Raw genomic sequence first — 15228 nt, 5'->3', positions numbered from 1 at the left:
TCTCTCATTTATAATCACAAATTCAGTATACCACGATTGTGGATGACCACTATACTAAATTAATTATAAATCAATGTCTAATTCAATCGGCGTATGATCACGGCGTGCTCCGGTATCAATCATCGATGATTTAACTACCTTATCGGCGATCCGATCACTAACCAACCAGTAGTCAATCCGCCATCCAGAGTTATTTTGCTTACTGGTAATGACCCGTTGTGCCCACCAGGAATAGGCACCCTTTTCTTCCGGATGAAGGTGACGGAAACTATCCGTAAAACCGGCCTTTAATAATTTAGTAAAATGCTCACGTTCTTCGTCGGTAAAGCCAGCTGAATGGTGATTATTTTCTGGATGGGCCAGGTCGATCGGCTCATGAGCAACGTTAAAATCGCCACTGGCAATCACTGGCTTTTGCTGATCCAATTGTTGGAGATATTCTCGGTAACGATCATCCCAAATTTGCCGTTCGGCCAAGCGGCGGAGCCCAGTCCCTGAGTTTGGTGTATACACTTCCGTAACAAAAAAGTATGGAAATTCTAAAGTAATCATCCGGCCCTCATTGTCCATCGGTTCTGGAGCACCAATTTGCGGATAAGATATCTTTGGTGTGAGACCTGTCCGATAAAGATACATTGTTCCTGCGTACCCTTTCCGGGCGGGTTCAACTGAACTCCGCCAGGCAACTTGGTAGTCTGGGAAAAGTTCATTCAAAACCGTGAAATGCTTCTTGGTGGGGCCATTTTTGGAAAGTTTCGTTTCTTGAATGGCAATCACATCAGGCACTAAATCAGCAATTTTGTGCAAAACATCCCGGGTTTCTCCAGCCCGAGTCGATGTTCCAGTCAACGCAGCATTAATTGAATCAATATTCCAAGAAATAAATTTCATCGTGATCCTCCTCTTTGATTAATATCTTACGCCGAACAACCATTAATTACATTATCATCTTCCACTTAAAAAGGAGGCTGGGTAACTCCCGGCCTCCTTGATGATTGTTGCGATGAGTGAATAGTTATAACTATAGTTGTGCTTTAATTGCGTCTAATGAAACTTCGCTCGTCTCATTAAACTTAACATCTGCGTCCTTCAGACCACTGCCAATCCCGATGGAGAGTTCTCCGGCGCCGTTGATGGCCTGAATTCCGGCCTGCGCGTCTTCAACCCCAGCTACTTCGTTAACTGGCAGATTCATTGTCTTGGCCGCTTCAACATAAATTTCTGGATCCGGTTTTCCTTTAGAAAGCTTTGCTGGATCAACAATCCCCTCAAAATAGTCCGTTAATTGCAGGTACTTTAAAACTTTCGGGGCATTCTTCGAAGCAGAAGCTAACACTAAGTGATAACCTGCGGCCTTTAGTTCATCTAAGAATGCTTTCATTCCCGGTAAAATATCAGCCGGCGTTAAAGTTTCCACTAACTTAACATAGTTATCATTCTTTTCCGTCGCCAACGCTACTTTCTCGTCCTGTGAATAGTCATTTTCATGACCACCGGCCTTGAGGATCAACTCAAGAGAATCCATTCGGCTAACTCCCTTAAGTGCATCAGCTAATTCAGGAGTCCACGTTGTTCCCACTTTATCAGCCAATTGATGCCAAGCCTGGCCATGGAACCGGGCGGTATCAGCAATTACCCCATCCATATCGAAGGCAAAGCCTTTAATCTCAGAAAAGTTCATGATTATTCTCCTTCCTGAATTACTTCAATTCTAACTTTTGACCATCTAAATCAATCGTAATTGGGTCACCAGATACTAAGTCGATCTTCGTACCGTGCTTGTCAACCTTAACCTTCAAGATCCGACCACGGAACATCTGACGGAATTGGTATGAATCCCATTTCTTTGGTAAGAATGGGGCAAAGTGGAGTTGATCATCACGAACCCGCATGCCAGCAAATCCTTGAACAATGTCCAACCATGAACCCGTCATGGAAGTGATGTGCAAACCATCAGAAGTATCATTGTTGTAGTTATCAAGGTCAAGGCGGGCTGAACGTTCGTATAATTCAACAGCCTTGTCTTCATAGCCAATGTCAGCCGCGATAATGGAGTAAACCGAAGCGGAGAGGCTTGATTCATGAACCGTAAATTGTTCATAAAAGTCAAAGTTATTCTTCTTTTCTTCCTTGGTAAAGTCATCAATAAAGTCCCATAGTCCTTGAATAACGTCCCCTTGCTTAACATATGGTGAACGAAGAATCTTGTCCCATGACCAATTTTGGTTCAGTGGTAGTTGATCACTTGGAATTTCAGAAACTGGGGTCAGGTCCTTATCTAAGAAGCCATCATTTTCTGGGAAAATATCTTTTTGCTTGTCGTATGGCAAGTACATATTATCCACGATACCCTTCCAGTAACGCTTTTCATCTTCGGAAACGTTGAGCTTCTTGGCAACATCGTCATCAACTTCCGCCAAAATTTCCAGTGTGTACTTCAATGTCCATTGACAAAGTAGGTTCGTGTACCAGTCGTTGTTGACGTTGTTATCGTATTCATCTGGACCGGTTACCCCGTGCAACATGTACTTGTTTTGCCGTTGTGAGTAGTGAACCCGGTCTGCCCAGAACCGCGAAATTTCGGTTAGGACTTCCGCACCCTCGTTGAGTACGTATGACTTGTCACCCGTGTACTTAGTGTATAGGTAAATCGCAAAGGCAATGTCACCATTCCGGTGAATTTCTTCAAAGGTAATTTCCCATTCGTTGTGGCATTCGATCCCGTTAAAGGTCACCATTGGGAATAATGCACCCTTCAAGCCTTGTTCCTTAGCGTTTACAAAGGCCCCATCCAGTTGCTTATACCGGTACATTAATAAGTTACGGGCAATTTCTGGGTTGGCAACCCCTAAGTAGACTGGAATACAGTAAGCTTCGGTATCCCAGTAAGTAGCACCACCGTACTTTTCACCAGTGAAGCCCTTTGGACTAATATTCAGCCGGTAATCATTACCATAGTAAGTTGAGAAGAGTTGGAAGAGGTTAAAGCGAATCCCTTGTTGGGCCCCTTCGTCCCCTTCAATCTCAACATCGGACTTTGTCCACCGGTCTGCCCATTCTTGGACATGGGGAGCTAATAAATCGTCGAAGCTTTGACCATCTAATTGATCAGTTAAATCATCTAAACGCTTTTCAATCGCTGCTTGAGAATCAAAGTCCCGGGAAGTAACGACAACGGATCGTTTTTCAATCGTTACTTCTTGGCCAGCAGCTACTGTGCCCGCAAAGTTATTGTAAGCATCCTTCTCATCAGTACCATCACCGACGTGGGCTAAATCCGTCTTCGTGGTCGTCTTCATTCCAACAGTAAACTGTGGCGTGCCAAAGTCGTTCGGCTTCGTTTCAGAAGTTAATTCGGCATGTTCATCACTAGCGTTCTTACCCAAAACGTTCCAGAATTGTTCATCGTAATTGGCATCTTCATTGTAGACATCCGCATCAATCATGCTGGTAATTTCTACCTTTGCACCATCATTACCGCGATTCTTAATGTGTAACCGTTGACCTACTAATTCCTTTTGGACGACCGAGACGAACCGTTCAAAGTTGAAGTACATTTCAGTACCACCGATTTCAACGGTAAATTCACGAGTTAAGACGCCCCGTTTCATATCAAGATCTAATTTAAAATCTTTTGGTGTTTGTTTGTTTAAGTCCAGTTGTTCACCGTTAACTTTAATGATTAACTTCATAAAGTTAACTGCGTTGATCATCTTACCAAAGTATTTTGGATAACCGTTCTTCCACCAACCAACACGTGTCTTGTCAGGGAACCAAACCCCACCGAGGTAGACTCCTTGCATATGGTCACCGGTGTAGCCTTCTTCAAAGAAGCCCCGCATTCCCAAGTTTTCGTTTGCTAATGACGTCATTGATTCCTGAAGACGCTTATCTTCTGGATCCCATTGTTTAGTTGCAACGTGCCATGGCGCAATATCAAATGTTCTTTTCATGGTAAATTCCTTTCTTATTTAAACCTTTTAACTCAATTCTCTTAGTAATTTTCTAGCGGACATACGTTTCGTGAATTGTTCCAACTGACAAGGCAGCTAAAATCATTACCACTCCACCAAGCAGGAACATGTGGACTTGTGAACCACCCAGCATTGGGAAGAGCACAAAACTCAACAGTGAAGCAACAATTTGTGGCAGACAAATGGAGCCGTTGAATAAGCCAAGGTAGGTTCCCATATGCTTACCAGATAATGCATTCGTCACAATTGTTAGTGGGTAGGTATTCATGCCGGCCCAGGCAATTCCGACTAAGGTGTATGAAATAATTAACGTCCACTTGTCATGGATATAGAAGACGGAGATAAAGCCGATGGCCCCAAGCAAAAGGCTGCCAGCATATCCTAATTTATGATACTTGTTCGGTACCTTAGCTAAGACGTATGACCAAATTACGGCAGCGATGGATTGAACGGCCGCCAGAACCCCATACCAGTTACCAGCATCTTGGTAACCAACACTTGAAGCATTCGTCGTTCCCCAAACGTTACTTGCAATGGCACCAGCTGAGTAAGTCCATAGGTATTGGAAAGCAAACCAGCAGAAGAATTGAACTAGAGTTACCGTCCAGAAAGCCTTTGGTGCATGTCTCAGCAACGTCAACCAGTTACCGCCTTCTTTGTTATCCGCTTCGGAAATGCCATGATACTTAGCATAAGTTGCAGGATCATATTCATGAACCCGGAAAATCGTGAAGAGGCTCGTAATCACTAGTAAAGCAGCACCCACGTAGAAGGAAATGATAACTGATTGTGGTACCACACCCTTCGGTGCTTTATTAGCAACCCCCATCAAAGTTAATAGGAATGGGAAGATTGCTGCCAGCACCGCCCCGGTGTTCGACAAGAAACTTTGCACTCCGTAGGCATAGCTCTTTTGATCATCATTTACCATGTCACCAACCATCATCTTGAATGGCTGCATTGCAACATTGGAAGATAAATCAAGAAAGGCAACCGTAATTGCCCCAAACCAAAGTGCGGCTAGCGAACCATAACCAAAGCCGAAGCTTCCTGAGTTAGGCAGCAAAAGCATAACAATCACCGCCACGATTGTTCCTAACAACAAGTAAGGAAGCCGCCGACCACCTAATTTAGGTGCCCAGGTTCGATCAGAATAATAACCAATAATTGGTTGAACGATCAGTCCAGCCAATGGTGGCAAAATGAAGAACCAACCAAGGTTATTGGGATCAGCACCAATGGTTTGGAAAATTCGACTCATTTGCGAACTTTGCAGGGTAAATGCCGTTTGCACACCCAAAAAGCCAAAGTTGATCATCCAAATCATGCTACTGGAGAGCGTTGGCAAACCAGCAGTTTGTGAATTCTCTTGACTCATAACAAACACTCCTTAAAATCTGCGTTTTTTGAAAGCGCTTTTACATTACGCCTAATAATATACCAAACATCATTATTTAATGCAACCGTTTGCGCAAAATTTAAAATAAAAAATCCAGCTAACCTGGATCACGTGCATTAGCACTCCTGTTAACTGGATTTAGCTGACTTGGTACGGCACATAAATATGGTGGTGACGCGGATTAAACAATAGCTTTACGGCTTCTGCCCCTAACTTCTGTGGCTGCAAATCAATGACACTTTGGTCGCTAAAGACGACTTTAATCCACTGACTGTTATTAAAACAAGCCACTGGTAGTTCGGTTTCTTTTAACTGACGGGCATAGCGCAGGTAAATCACGTCATCCGCAAAAACTAAACCATCCGCTTCCGGATGACTAGCTAGCCATCTCATCAAATCATCCTGTGGGGAGAGTTTGATGACCATTGGTGGCAAAGACTTGCTTTGCATTGCTTGTTCATATCCCTTTCGTCGATCAGTTTCAAAGGAATGGTCAGTTGTGGATTGGACAAACACGGGTTGGTGTAACTTGTGCAGTGTACACAATCGTTGGGTGGCCGCCTGACCGACCGCAACATTATCGTTATCAACAAAGCTGTCCAAGTCATTATATGGATGACCGACAATGACATAAGACAATTGATGCTGTCGCAGGTAATCCACAACGGGGTCATCCTTTTGGGAGTACAGGAGGACAAATTTATGAACTTTGGCTTGCTGCGCCATTGCTTCAACCTGACGGACTAGGTCCGCTTGATTCGTTCCCATCGCCACCATCATTTCATAGTTTTTACGTCGAATGGCCTTACCAATTCCCCACATAATTTCAATATGAAATGGGTTGGCGGGTTGGGTCGTCTTTGCATCTGGAATTGGGAAAACCACCCCAATGATATTCGCTTCCCCACGACTTAAATTGCGGGCCGAAAAATTAGGCCGATAGCCTAATGCACGGGCGATTTGTTTAACATGCTGACGAGTTTTGCTGCTAATCCGGGGATTATCATTTAATGCGCGTGACGCTGTCGACGTTGAAACACCAGCTTTAGCAGCAATTGTTCTAATCGTAACCAACCTATTTTCCTCCACAAACGTAATAATATTATTTTAACAAAAAAAGCAGGCTATGACTGACCGTTTTTTGGTCACCATCGCCTGTAATGACTTTATTGATATAAATTACGCCGTTGCTGTCCCACGGCATCTTGTGACTCACGATTTTTATATGCCACGTGGGCAACTAAACCAAAATCACCGTCCGTCAAGATAGTGGTTCCCCGCCGTCCCGGAATCTTATGCGGCCCGCCAGTAACAAAGACGTTTGCTAAATATAGGCGGTACTTTTCATGCGCCGCGTGCACATCAGTCAAACCGACCTTGGTAATGTGACCAACCCGTACCCGTTCCATTTGGTTCAAACCAGCATAAATTTCCAAGCGGTGGCCAAATTCATCATTTACTAAATCAAAGTATGGTGGTGTTTGATGATCATTCAACGCATTTACCGGCTGGTGAGTCTGATTGTATTCATCGATAATTGCCGACGCGTCCTTGCCGTTATAGTCAGCCGTAAAGATTCCTTCTTCAACTAGCTGATCTACTAAATGACGTAGGTTATACTGCTCCTCACGATCAATTGATACGTCTGCACTAATCAGATTACTATCAGTAAAGTAGCCATTGGCTTGATTACTAATCATGGCCGCTGCGCGATCGGCACGCATTTGTCCACGATTCTCATTGCTCTGATCATAACCCGTAATTTTAACCAGCCATGGTGATAAGACGTCAAACCGCGAAGTACGATTTAGGAAATAATAAACTGCATTCAGGTAAACATAGTAGGTAATGGCAATAACTGCTAAACAGTACAGCAATCCCCGCATCCAAACGTGGTTAGCGAGTAACCGGTAGGTGACATAAATTAGGTAAAAGTCACCAAGGAGAGCAACAACTGTATAGATTTTATTTTTCAACTTGGTATTGATATTAAAGTAACCAAGTGAATGGTTGATCATATCAAGAAAACTAAACATTCACTACCCTCCTTAGTTATTACTTTCTGTTCCACCAGTAGTATTAGTTTGGGTATTATTGGTACTATCATTAGTTCCATTATTTGTAGTCGTAGTATTTTCGTTGGTGGAATTCGACTTATTCGTCGTGGTTTCGTTTTGACCAGTCGTCCCGGTATTATTATTCGTTGCTGTGCTAGATTGACTCTGGCGTGTTACTGATGATGACGACGATTGATCGTCACGGTCCCGATCATCACTGCTACTGTTACGGTTACTATCATCGCGGCGTTGCTGATCATTAGTGGTCCGACGATCAGTCCGCGTATTAGTTACTTTTGCCCCTTCATTCGTATGGGTGGTTTTGTTAACCACCACGTTCGTTGCACCTAATGCTAACACTAATGACACTAGCGCAAATGGGGTAACAAATGGTGGTGTTTTTAACATATTCGACGCTCCTTTTAGTACCCAATTATAATCAACTTTCCCCCTGATGAATGTTAAGGATCTTCTAAGATTTTCGCTTGAGTTTTCGCTGACATTCTGCGCAATAGCCATATAGTTCAAAACTATGACCAGTAATCTTAGCTCCCGGTAGCTGAGCTTGATAGGCAGCATAATCAAAATTGGGCATTTTAATTTCTTGCACTTTACCACAGTTTTGGCAAATAAAGTGGTGATGATGGTGCGGATCGCATTCTAATTTGACCATCAAACCATTCGTACCCTGCTTGGTTTCCACTAACTTGAGCTCTTTAAATTCCTGCAAATTACGGTAAATCGTGTCGTGACTAATACTTGGATATTGCTGACGCATTTGACGGTCAACTTCCGTAATATCAACGTACCGTTCTAAGAAAGAATCCAAAATATTAATCAAAGATTCTCGTTGCTTAGTCCAGCGCAATCCCTGCTGCTTAATTAACTGTTTGGCATGTCTTAAATTTTCCGTCATATTATTACTCCCTATTTTTGACGAAGAATCCGGTCCAATTTAGCAGTTGTTTCTTTCCACCGGTCATTCACAATCACATGAGCTTTCCCCTTCAGTTCTGGTGGTAAAGTCAGGTCACGCTCATATTCAGCACTATTTAGCCGGGAAGTAATCGCCTTTTTCAGATCGCCCCGTGCTTTGAGCCGTTCTGCCAGTTTTTTAAGATGGGAAACCGTCAGGAAAATAATGACTGCTTGATCACCAAGTTTTTCTTTATAGGTAATCGCACCCTTGGTATCCAACACAATGACATCAAATTGATGATTCCGCCACCCCTGCTTTAGCCCTTCTAATGAAGAACCATACCAGTGGTGGTCATATTCAACCTGCTCCAATAAATGTAATTTTTGCATTGAATCACGATTTTCAAAATAGTAATCAACACCATCTTTTTCATTGGATCGCGGTGTTCGGGTCGTATGGGTGATTACCTTAAACATGTCATACTTTTTCTTTAAATAACGGGCGACCGTTGTCTTTCCCGATCCCGTTGCACCGGTGATGACAAATACTTTTTTCTTTTCCATTAGCTCTGCTGATTAACTAGGTGGGCGTGAACCTTATCTAAAAGTTCTTTGAGGTTACTATAAGTTAGTCGTTGCCGGGCTGCATCATAGTTAAACCAACCCGCATCCTTAATTTCTGCAGCCTGAAGGTCCAATCCTTCTGGTTCTGAAAGGGCTGCAGTATAAAGGGTCATTTGCTTCCGATTACCATTTGGCAAATCATATTCCGTATACACATGGAAACTGGTATCAATCGGTAGATCTAATGAAGTTTCTTCTTTAATTTCCCGATGGGCAGTTGCTTCCAAGGTTTCGTTCACCTCAACATGGCCCTTCGGAAAGCCCCAGAAGTTTCCCTTATTTGTACTTTCCAGTAATAGGTATTGCAGTTCACCATTGTTCCAGCGGTAAACGACTGCTCCAGCAGTCACTTCAATTGCCATTCTGAACACCCCTTAATGATTTTTTAATTGACTTTTAATATTAACTGACTTTATCATAGTCCTAATATGGAATCTATATTATAGAACATTATAACAAAGGTGGTTAGTGATTATGCACTTAAAGATTTTCAGAAAGGAAAGTCTTTCAAATTACTTAGGAGCCGACCAGCACTTCGTTAAATCGCTCTCCGCTTTCGATTTAATGACAATGGGTGTTGGTGCGGTCATTGGGACGGGGATCTTTATCCTACCAGGGACGGTTGCAGCCAACGCTGCTGGTCCCGGCGTCATTGTTTCATTTCTGTTAGCCGCAATTGTTTGTGCGCTCGCGGCAATGTGTTACGCAGAATTCTCATCCGCTCTACCCGTCGCCGGAAGTGCCTACTCTTATGGAAATATTATTTTCGGTGAATTTATTGGCTGGATTCTCGGTTGGGCCCTAGTGCTCGAATACATGTTGGCGGTGGCGACCGTTTCGACTGGTTGGTCCGCATACTTTAATGCATTGTTGGCCAGCTTTGGCATTCACATTCCAAAAGCCATTTCTGGGCCCTTTAATCCCGCTCACGGAACCTACTTTAACCTGGTGGCCGTGCTGGTGGTGCTCGTGGTCAGTTTAATCCTTTCACGAGGAATGCAATCATCCAAACGGGTTAACAATGCCATGGTGATCTTAAAAATTGTCATCATTTTACTATTCATTGGTGTTGGATTCTTCTTTATCAAGCCGGCTAACTATCACCCATTTATGCCCCACAAGATTGGTGGCATCTTAAAGGGAGCAACAACCGTCTTTTTTGCCTTCCTGGGCTTTGATGCCGTTTCGAGTTCCGCCGCCGAAGTTAAAAATCCTAAAAAGAACATGCCAATCGGGATTCTCGGAACGTTGTTGATTGCGGCAATTCTCTACATGGGGGTTTCAGCAGTATTAGTGGGAATGGTGAAATACACTAAGTTAGACGTTGCCAACCCCGTTTCCTATGCTTTGAATCTCGTTAACCAAGGCTGGTTAGCAGATACCTTAGCCATTGGTGCCCTAATTGGGATGTTCACCATGATGATTACCACCATTTTTGCTAGTTCACGGTTAGTGTACTCAATTGGTCGGGATGGTTTATTACCAAAGCCACTCAGTAAGTTAAATGCTCAAAAGGGTGAAACTCCAGAAAACGCCTTGCTATTCGTAACGATCATTATCGCAATCATGGGTGGGCTGGTTTTCCTTGACGAATTAACTAGTCTGGTTAATATTGGGACCTTGTTAGCATTTACTTTTGTTTCATTTGGGATTATTCCGCTCCGCCACCGACAAGACATTGATAATCGAGATGGCTTCCAGGTACCACTTTACCCGCTTCTGCCAATCATCTCCGGTCTGGCTTGTATCTGGATGATTTGCCAGCTGGGTAAGACTACCTTTATTGGCGCCGGAATCTGGTTCGTAATTGGCATTATTATTTACTTCAGCTATGGTTACCACCACAGTACAATTTCATCAGAAAAATAATTTGCGCTTCGGGAGCTAGACAGCAAAGTCAGTGATGATTGCTGTCCGGCTCTTTTTTATTACAAATAATTTGGTCTCTGACCACCGACGGAGAGTACAATGGAAAAGAATAACAATATTGATACGAGGTGTCGTTTCCATGAAAAACAATCAATTTGCCATTGCTCCTGCCGATCATCAGCAGCGCGTGACTGAACTGCAAACCATTCATTTGTTGCATCCTGATGAAGAACAACAATTAAGCCCTAATCAGCTTTGGGTCAAGCTGTTAACTCGCATCCACATTGCCGACCACACACCCGCTTTGGATCACGAATGGTTAAATAGCCTGCTTGCTACTCCTGACCAATCAATTACTGATTGGCTAAACCAGAATCTGCCTTTAACTAACCGCGTATTCTACCTGGTCGCACTGCAGTTGCTTCAATTTGAACCAGCAATTGATTTTGCGATTGATGATCCCCTCACCGGCATGGAAAAAATCCAACTACCAATGGAGCACCATGAGCACTGGACTACCGCCAACGTTATCGACGCTTTCTACCTGTTATTAAACACGCGCACGAAACTCGGTCAAAATCTGCTCGATCGACTAACTAGTCAAGGAATGCTCACGTGGACTTACGCATTGCCCGCTAATCAAAAACCAATTTACTTTAACGGTAAGCCCATCGCCAGCTTTGACCCCACGCGTTTCATCCGTGAAGTGGTCTATGTTGAAACCGACATGGACACTGATTACGATGGAAAAGCTGATCTAGTGAAGGTTGAAATTATGCGCCCAGCAGATAGTAATGACGGCCTTAAAGTGCCGGCAGCCTTCACAGCGAGTCCGTACAATCAGGGTACCAATGACAAGTGGGGTGAAGAAATTACCCACAACGTTAATATTCCACTGACCCATAAGGATCCTCACGATCAATCCCCTGCTGAACCTGATTTTCCAATGACCTTTACTAAGCAAACCGTCAACGGTGAGAGCCAAACTGCGGCCGAATCATTCAGTACCACACCTGCATATACCCTTAACACTTACCTGAGCGTGCGCGGTTATGCCATTGTCTATGCCTCTGGGATTGGTACCAAGGACTCCGATGGCCTGCAAACTTGTGGTTCGCCAGAACAAACTGATTCCATGAAAGCCGTTGTCGAATGGCTGCATGGTGATCGTCGCGCCTTTACCGACCGCACAAGCGGCATTGCTATCCGTGCGGACTGGTGCAATGGTAACGTGGGGATGACCGGTCGTTCCTACCTTGGCACCTTGGCCACTGCCGTTGCCACAACCGGGGTGGCTGGCTTAAAGGCCATTGTTAGTGAAGCAGCCATTTCCAACTGGTATGACTATTACCGGGAAAATGGTTTGGTCATGGCGCCGGGTGGTTTCCAAGGGGAAGACGCGGATGTTTTGGCAGCTGAAACTTTCAGTCGGACCAAGTCACCTGCAGACTATCGGCGAATTGAAGCAACTAATAATCGCTATATGAAAGGTTTAGCCGCTGCCGAAGACCGTACAACTGGTAACTATAACGGTTTCTGGGCTCACCGTAACTACCTGCCAAACGTCGATAATATTAAGTGTTCCGTAATGATGGTCCATGGTTTAAATGATTGGAACGTTAAACCGGTCAATGTGAAGAACCTCTACGATGCCCTCTCCGGAATGCCCAACACTAGTAAATTAATTCTTCACCAAGGTCAGCACATTTATATCAATGCCTTCCGTTCCCTTGATTTTTCTGAAATGATCAATCTCTGGTTTGCTAATAAATTATGGGAACTGGATAACCATGCTGACGAACTGCTTCCGGATGTCTTAGTTCAGGATAACGTCCACCCCGAAACTTGGACAACCTACACTAACTGGTCGGGTAACCAAAGTACAACTCTGAATCTAACGAATAATAGTCTGACTACGGAAAATGCTACTGCTTCTGGCCGTGTTAAATTTAATGACCACCAAGATGATGCAACCTACCAAAAGTGGTGTCAAAAGCCTGCCGAATGGTCTCAGGCCTTGCTAAATGATTTCGATGGTCACTTTAGCGCTCACTTTGTTAGCACTCCTCTGAAAAAAGACTGGCTATTACGCGGTACCCCAACGTTGAAAGTGCGAGTTGCCTCCTCTGCTGATCACGGACTGCTTAGTGCCCGTCTGGTTGACCGGGGAAGTGCCAAACGTTTAACCGTTTCACCAGTTATTTTAGCCAAAGATGGTTTGGAACTCGCTTATCATTTTGGTAAGGATGACCTCCGTGAATTCCAATTGCAAAAGGAAACTACGGATGCCAAGGTTATTTCATATGGTCACATTAACTTACAAAACCGCCGGGATGCTTCAAGCGTTGATGACTTAACTGCTGGAAAATTCGTCGACGTTGAACTTCCCCTTCAACCGATTTTCCACACTTTATCAGCAGGTCATCAGTTAGAATTAATCCTCTTTGCGACGGATTATGAAATGACTCTCCGGGGAAATGAAGCAATTTCCTACCAGATTGATCCACAAAATTGCACATTAGTTTTGCCGAATAATTGATTAGTTTTTTGATTCCACAACGTCTGATGATGGTCACCATCACAGGCGTTTGTTTTTTAAAGAAAAATGAGTTAACATTTATCATATTCTAATAGAGACGAGAGAGGGAGATTCATTATGAAGCAAGGAACCAAAATCTTAACCCTAGATAACGGCTACCACCTTTGGACCAATACCCAAGGCGAGGGCGACATCCACCTTCTTGCCCTGCATGGTGGCCCTGGTGGCAATCATGAATACTGGGAAGATACCGCTGAACAATTAAAGAAACAGGGGCTGAACGTTCAAGTCCACATGTATGATCAATTAGGCTCCCTATATTCTGATCAGCCTGATTATTCCGACCCAGAGATTGCGAAAAAATATTTAACCTATGAATATTTTCTCGACGAAGTGGAAGAAGTGCGCCAAAAGCTTGGTCTTGATAACTTCTACCTCATTGGACAAAGCTGGGGTGGCCTCCTCGTTCAAGAATATGCCGTTAAATATGGACAACATCTGAAGGGCGCAATCATCTCCTCAATGGTTGATGACGTTGACGATTACGTAGAACACGTCAATAAAATTCGGGAAGACGTCCTGCCTGCTGAAGAAGTGACCTTTATGAAAGAGTGTGAAGATAATGGCAACTGGGATAACGACCGTTATCAAGCTGACGTGCAGGTCTTAAACGAAAACTACGTTGACCGTAAACAACCATCCAAACTGGAACACGTTCGCAGTTTAGATGGCGATGCCGTTTACCACGCTTTCCAAGGAGATAATGAATTTGTCATCACTGGAAAACTGGCCAGCTGGCACTTCACTGACCAACTTCATAACATCAAGGTGCCAACTCTCCTGACCTTTGGTGAACACGAAACGATGCCACTAAGTGCCGCTCGGCGAATGGAAAAGTTGATTCCAAACGCTCAGCTCGTTACCACGCCAAATGGTGGCCATCACCACATGCTAGATAACCCTGATGTATACTACAAACACCTTGCTGACTTCCTTCGTCAAGTGGAAGCCGGAACCTTTAATAAATAATTTTTCAAGGGGGGACAGAAGACGACTACAGCAATGGTCATCTTTTGTCCCTTTTGGTTTATCCCGAAAGGGCGTAAAATATAGTTATTATCAACTGGGAGGAATTATGATGGCACAAATGAAAAACTTTATCTTTGATATTGATGGAACATTAATCAATACGATCGATATGTACATGCCCGCCATGTTTGAAGTGTTAGCCAAGCACGGTTACCAATATACAGAAGAGGAAACGGATCGTCTCAATAAGGAAGGTTTCGGGATTACTGCTGACGATGCTCTTCGACTCGCCAAAGTCAAGGAAGCAGATATTCGGCCCATCCAAGAAGAATGGTTTCACCTTTCCTATACTCGGCAAGACCGAGTAACGGTGTTCCCTGAAATCAAAGAAATGCTGGATGACCTTTCTAAACGTGCCGGCACTCAACTGGCCGTTGCAACTTCAAAGTTGGCTTATGAGTATGCCAAGTTTCAACGAAAATATTATTTTGCCGATCTTTTCAAAGTTGCCATCACCTCTGAAGATACCAAAAAGCACAAGCCAGCTCCCGACCCTATTCTTGCGGCGGTCAAGGCACTCGATGCTGACCCAAATACGACCGTCTATGTTGGCGATACCATTAACGACTTAAAGGCCGCCCACGCTGCTGGGGTTAAATTTGCTACGGCATTATACGGTTCTGCAGATCCAGATTCAATTAAAGAAGCAGCAGATTACTTACTCCAAACACCGACCGATCTAGAAAAGTGCTAACCAGATTCTTGAACATAAAAATACGGCGCAGAGTCCGATGCATCAGAACTCTACGCCGTATTTTT

The 15228-nt window shown here is 43.9% G+C and carries 14 protein-coding genes; 4 read left to right on the top strand and 10 right to left on the bottom strand.

Translation table 11 applies throughout. The features are described 5' to 3' along the window. Positions 1–63: 63 nt before the first annotated feature. The 10 genes from HMPREF0501_RS03820 to HMPREF0501_RS03775 form a co-directional block, all read right to left on the bottom strand. Positions 64–891 (bottom strand): exodeoxyribonuclease III, encoded by an 828-nt coding sequence (locus tag HMPREF0501_RS03820; RefSeq protein WP_006916536.1) that lies wholly within the window; start codon positions 889–891, stop codon positions 64–66. Positions 892–1021: 130 nt separating this feature from the next. Continuing rightward, entirely contained in the window at positions 1022–1681 is a 660-nt protein-coding gene (gene pgmB / locus HMPREF0501_RS03815; protein WP_006916535.1) for a beta-phosphoglucomutase, read from the bottom strand. Positions 1682–1700: 19 nt separating this feature from the next. Beyond that, positions 1701–3953, bottom strand: a complete 2253-nt coding sequence (locus tag HMPREF0501_RS03810; protein ID WP_006916534.1) for a glycoside hydrolase family 65 protein — start codon at positions 3951–3953, stop codon at positions 1701–1703. A gap of 52 nt (positions 3954–4005) precedes the next feature. After that, positions 4006–5352, bottom strand: coding sequence for an SLC45 family MFS transporter (locus HMPREF0501_RS03805; protein ID WP_006916533.1), 1347 nt, complete (start codon positions 5350–5352; stop codon positions 4006–4008). A 159-nt stretch (positions 5353–5511) separates the two neighbouring features. Next, on the bottom strand, positions 5512–6447 hold the full coding sequence (locus HMPREF0501_RS03800) for a LacI family DNA-binding transcriptional regulator (protein ID WP_006916532.1): 936 nt from the start codon (positions 6445–6447) through the stop codon (positions 5512–5514). A 92-nt stretch (positions 6448–6539) separates the two neighbouring features. Beyond that, positions 6540–7409 carry a DUF6681 family protein gene (locus HMPREF0501_RS03795; protein ID WP_006916531.1) on the bottom strand — a complete coding sequence of 290 codons (870 nt, stop codon included), beginning with the start codon at positions 7407–7409 and terminating at the stop codon, positions 6540–6542. A gap of 12 nt (positions 7410–7421) precedes the next feature. Continuing rightward, positions 7422–7838: a hypothetical protein gene (locus HMPREF0501_RS03790; RefSeq protein WP_040455826.1), complete on the bottom strand. Its 417-nt coding sequence runs from the start codon at positions 7836–7838 to the stop codon at positions 7422–7424. Between the two features lie 64 nt (positions 7839–7902). Further along, positions 7903–8346, bottom strand: a complete 444-nt coding sequence (locus HMPREF0501_RS03785; protein ID WP_006916529.1) for a Fur family transcriptional regulator — start codon at positions 8344–8346, stop codon at positions 7903–7905. Positions 8347–8357: 11 nt separating this feature from the next. Then, on the bottom strand, positions 8358–8912 hold the full coding sequence (locus HMPREF0501_RS03780; protein ID WP_006916528.1) for a guanylate kinase: 555 nt from the start codon (positions 8910–8912) through the stop codon (positions 8358–8360). Next, a complete protein-coding gene (locus HMPREF0501_RS03775) occupies positions 8912–9334 on the bottom strand; it encodes a bis(5'-nucleosyl)-tetraphosphatase (RefSeq protein WP_006916527.1) in 423 nt (140 codons plus the stop codon). The genes HMPREF0501_RS03780 and HMPREF0501_RS03775 overlap by 1 nt, the downstream gene beginning before the upstream one ends. 112 nt (positions 9335–9446) lie before the next feature. On the opposite strand from HMPREF0501_RS03775, the gene HMPREF0501_RS03770 reads away from it, so the two are divergent. From HMPREF0501_RS03770 to HMPREF0501_RS03755, 4 genes are all read left to right on the top strand, one after another. Then, positions 9447–10841 carry an amino acid permease gene (locus HMPREF0501_RS03770; protein WP_006916526.1) on the top strand — a complete coding sequence of 465 codons (1395 nt, stop codon included), beginning with the start codon at positions 9447–9449 and terminating at the stop codon, positions 10839–10841. Positions 10842–10980: 139 nt separating this feature from the next. Further along, positions 10981–13380 carry a Xaa-Pro dipeptidyl-peptidase gene (locus HMPREF0501_RS03765; RefSeq protein WP_006916525.1) on the top strand — a complete coding sequence of 800 codons (2400 nt, stop codon included), beginning with the start codon at positions 10981–10983 and terminating at the stop codon, positions 13378–13380. Between the two features lie 117 nt (positions 13381–13497). Further along, complete coding sequence (locus HMPREF0501_RS03760; RefSeq protein WP_006916524.1) at positions 13498–14409, top strand: proline-specific peptidase family protein; 912 nt, start codon at positions 13498–13500, stop codon at positions 14407–14409. Between the two features lie 106 nt (positions 14410–14515). Further along, positions 14516–15163 (top strand): HAD family hydrolase, encoded by a 648-nt coding sequence (locus tag HMPREF0501_RS03755; RefSeq protein ID WP_006916523.1) that lies wholly within the window; start codon positions 14516–14518, stop codon positions 15161–15163. The last annotated feature ends 65 nt before the right edge of the window (positions 15164–15228 follow it).

Source organism: Limosilactobacillus coleohominis 101-4-CHN (assembly GCF_000161935.1).
GTDB classification, from domain to species: Bacteria; Bacillota; Bacilli; order Lactobacillales; family Lactobacillaceae; genus Limosilactobacillus; species Limosilactobacillus coleohominis_A.
Note: the sequence above shows the minus strand (reverse complement) of the source record. Positions and strands in the feature narration are given on the sequence as shown.

Bases quoted from the DNA above. Each gene is read 5' to 3' on its own strand.
- HMPREF0501_RS03760 (WP_006916524.1), top strand. From the start codon at position 13,498: ATGAAGCAAGGAACCAAAATCTTAACCCTAGATAACGGCTACCACCTT.
- HMPREF0501_RS03820 (WP_006916536.1), bottom strand. From the start codon at position 891: ATGAAATTTATTTCTTGGAATATTGATTCAATTAATGCTGCGTTGACT.
- HMPREF0501_RS03790 (WP_040455826.1), bottom strand. From the start codon at position 7,838: ATGTTAAAAACACCACCATTTGTTACCCCATTTGCGCTAGTGTCATTA.
- HMPREF0501_RS03770 (WP_006916526.1), top strand. From the start codon at position 9,447: ATGCACTTAAAGATTTTCAGAAAGGAAAGTCTTTCAAATTACTTAGGA.
- HMPREF0501_RS03780 (WP_006916528.1), bottom strand. From the start codon at position 8,912: ATGGAAAAGAAAAAAGTATTTGTCATCACCGGTGCAACGGGATCGGGA.
- HMPREF0501_RS03755 (WP_006916523.1), top strand. From the start codon at position 14,516: ATGATGGCACAAATGAAAAACTTTATCTTTGATATTGATGGAACATTA.
- HMPREF0501_RS03810 (WP_006916534.1), bottom strand. From the start codon at position 3,953: ATGAAAAGAACATTTGATATTGCGCCATGGCACGTTGCAACTAAACAA.
- HMPREF0501_RS03805 (WP_006916533.1), bottom strand. From the start codon at position 5,352: ATGAGTCAAGAGAATTCACAAACTGCTGGTTTGCCAACGCTCTCCAGT.
- pgmB (WP_006916535.1), bottom strand. From the start codon at position 1,681: ATGAACTTTTCTGAGATTAAAGGCTTTGCCTTCGATATGGATGGGGTA.
- HMPREF0501_RS03795 (WP_006916531.1), bottom strand. From the start codon at position 7,409: ATGTTTAGTTTTCTTGATATGATCAACCATTCACTTGGTTACTTTAAT.
- HMPREF0501_RS03785 (WP_006916529.1), bottom strand. From the start codon at position 8,346: ATGACGGAAAATTTAAGACATGCCAAACAGTTAATTAAGCAGCAGGGA.
- HMPREF0501_RS03775 (WP_006916527.1), bottom strand. From the start codon at position 9,334: ATGGCAATTGAAGTGACTGCTGGAGCAGTCGTTTACCGCTGGAACAAT.
- HMPREF0501_RS03765 (WP_006916525.1), top strand. From the start codon at position 10,981: ATGAAAAACAATCAATTTGCCATTGCTCCTGCCGATCATCAGCAGCGC.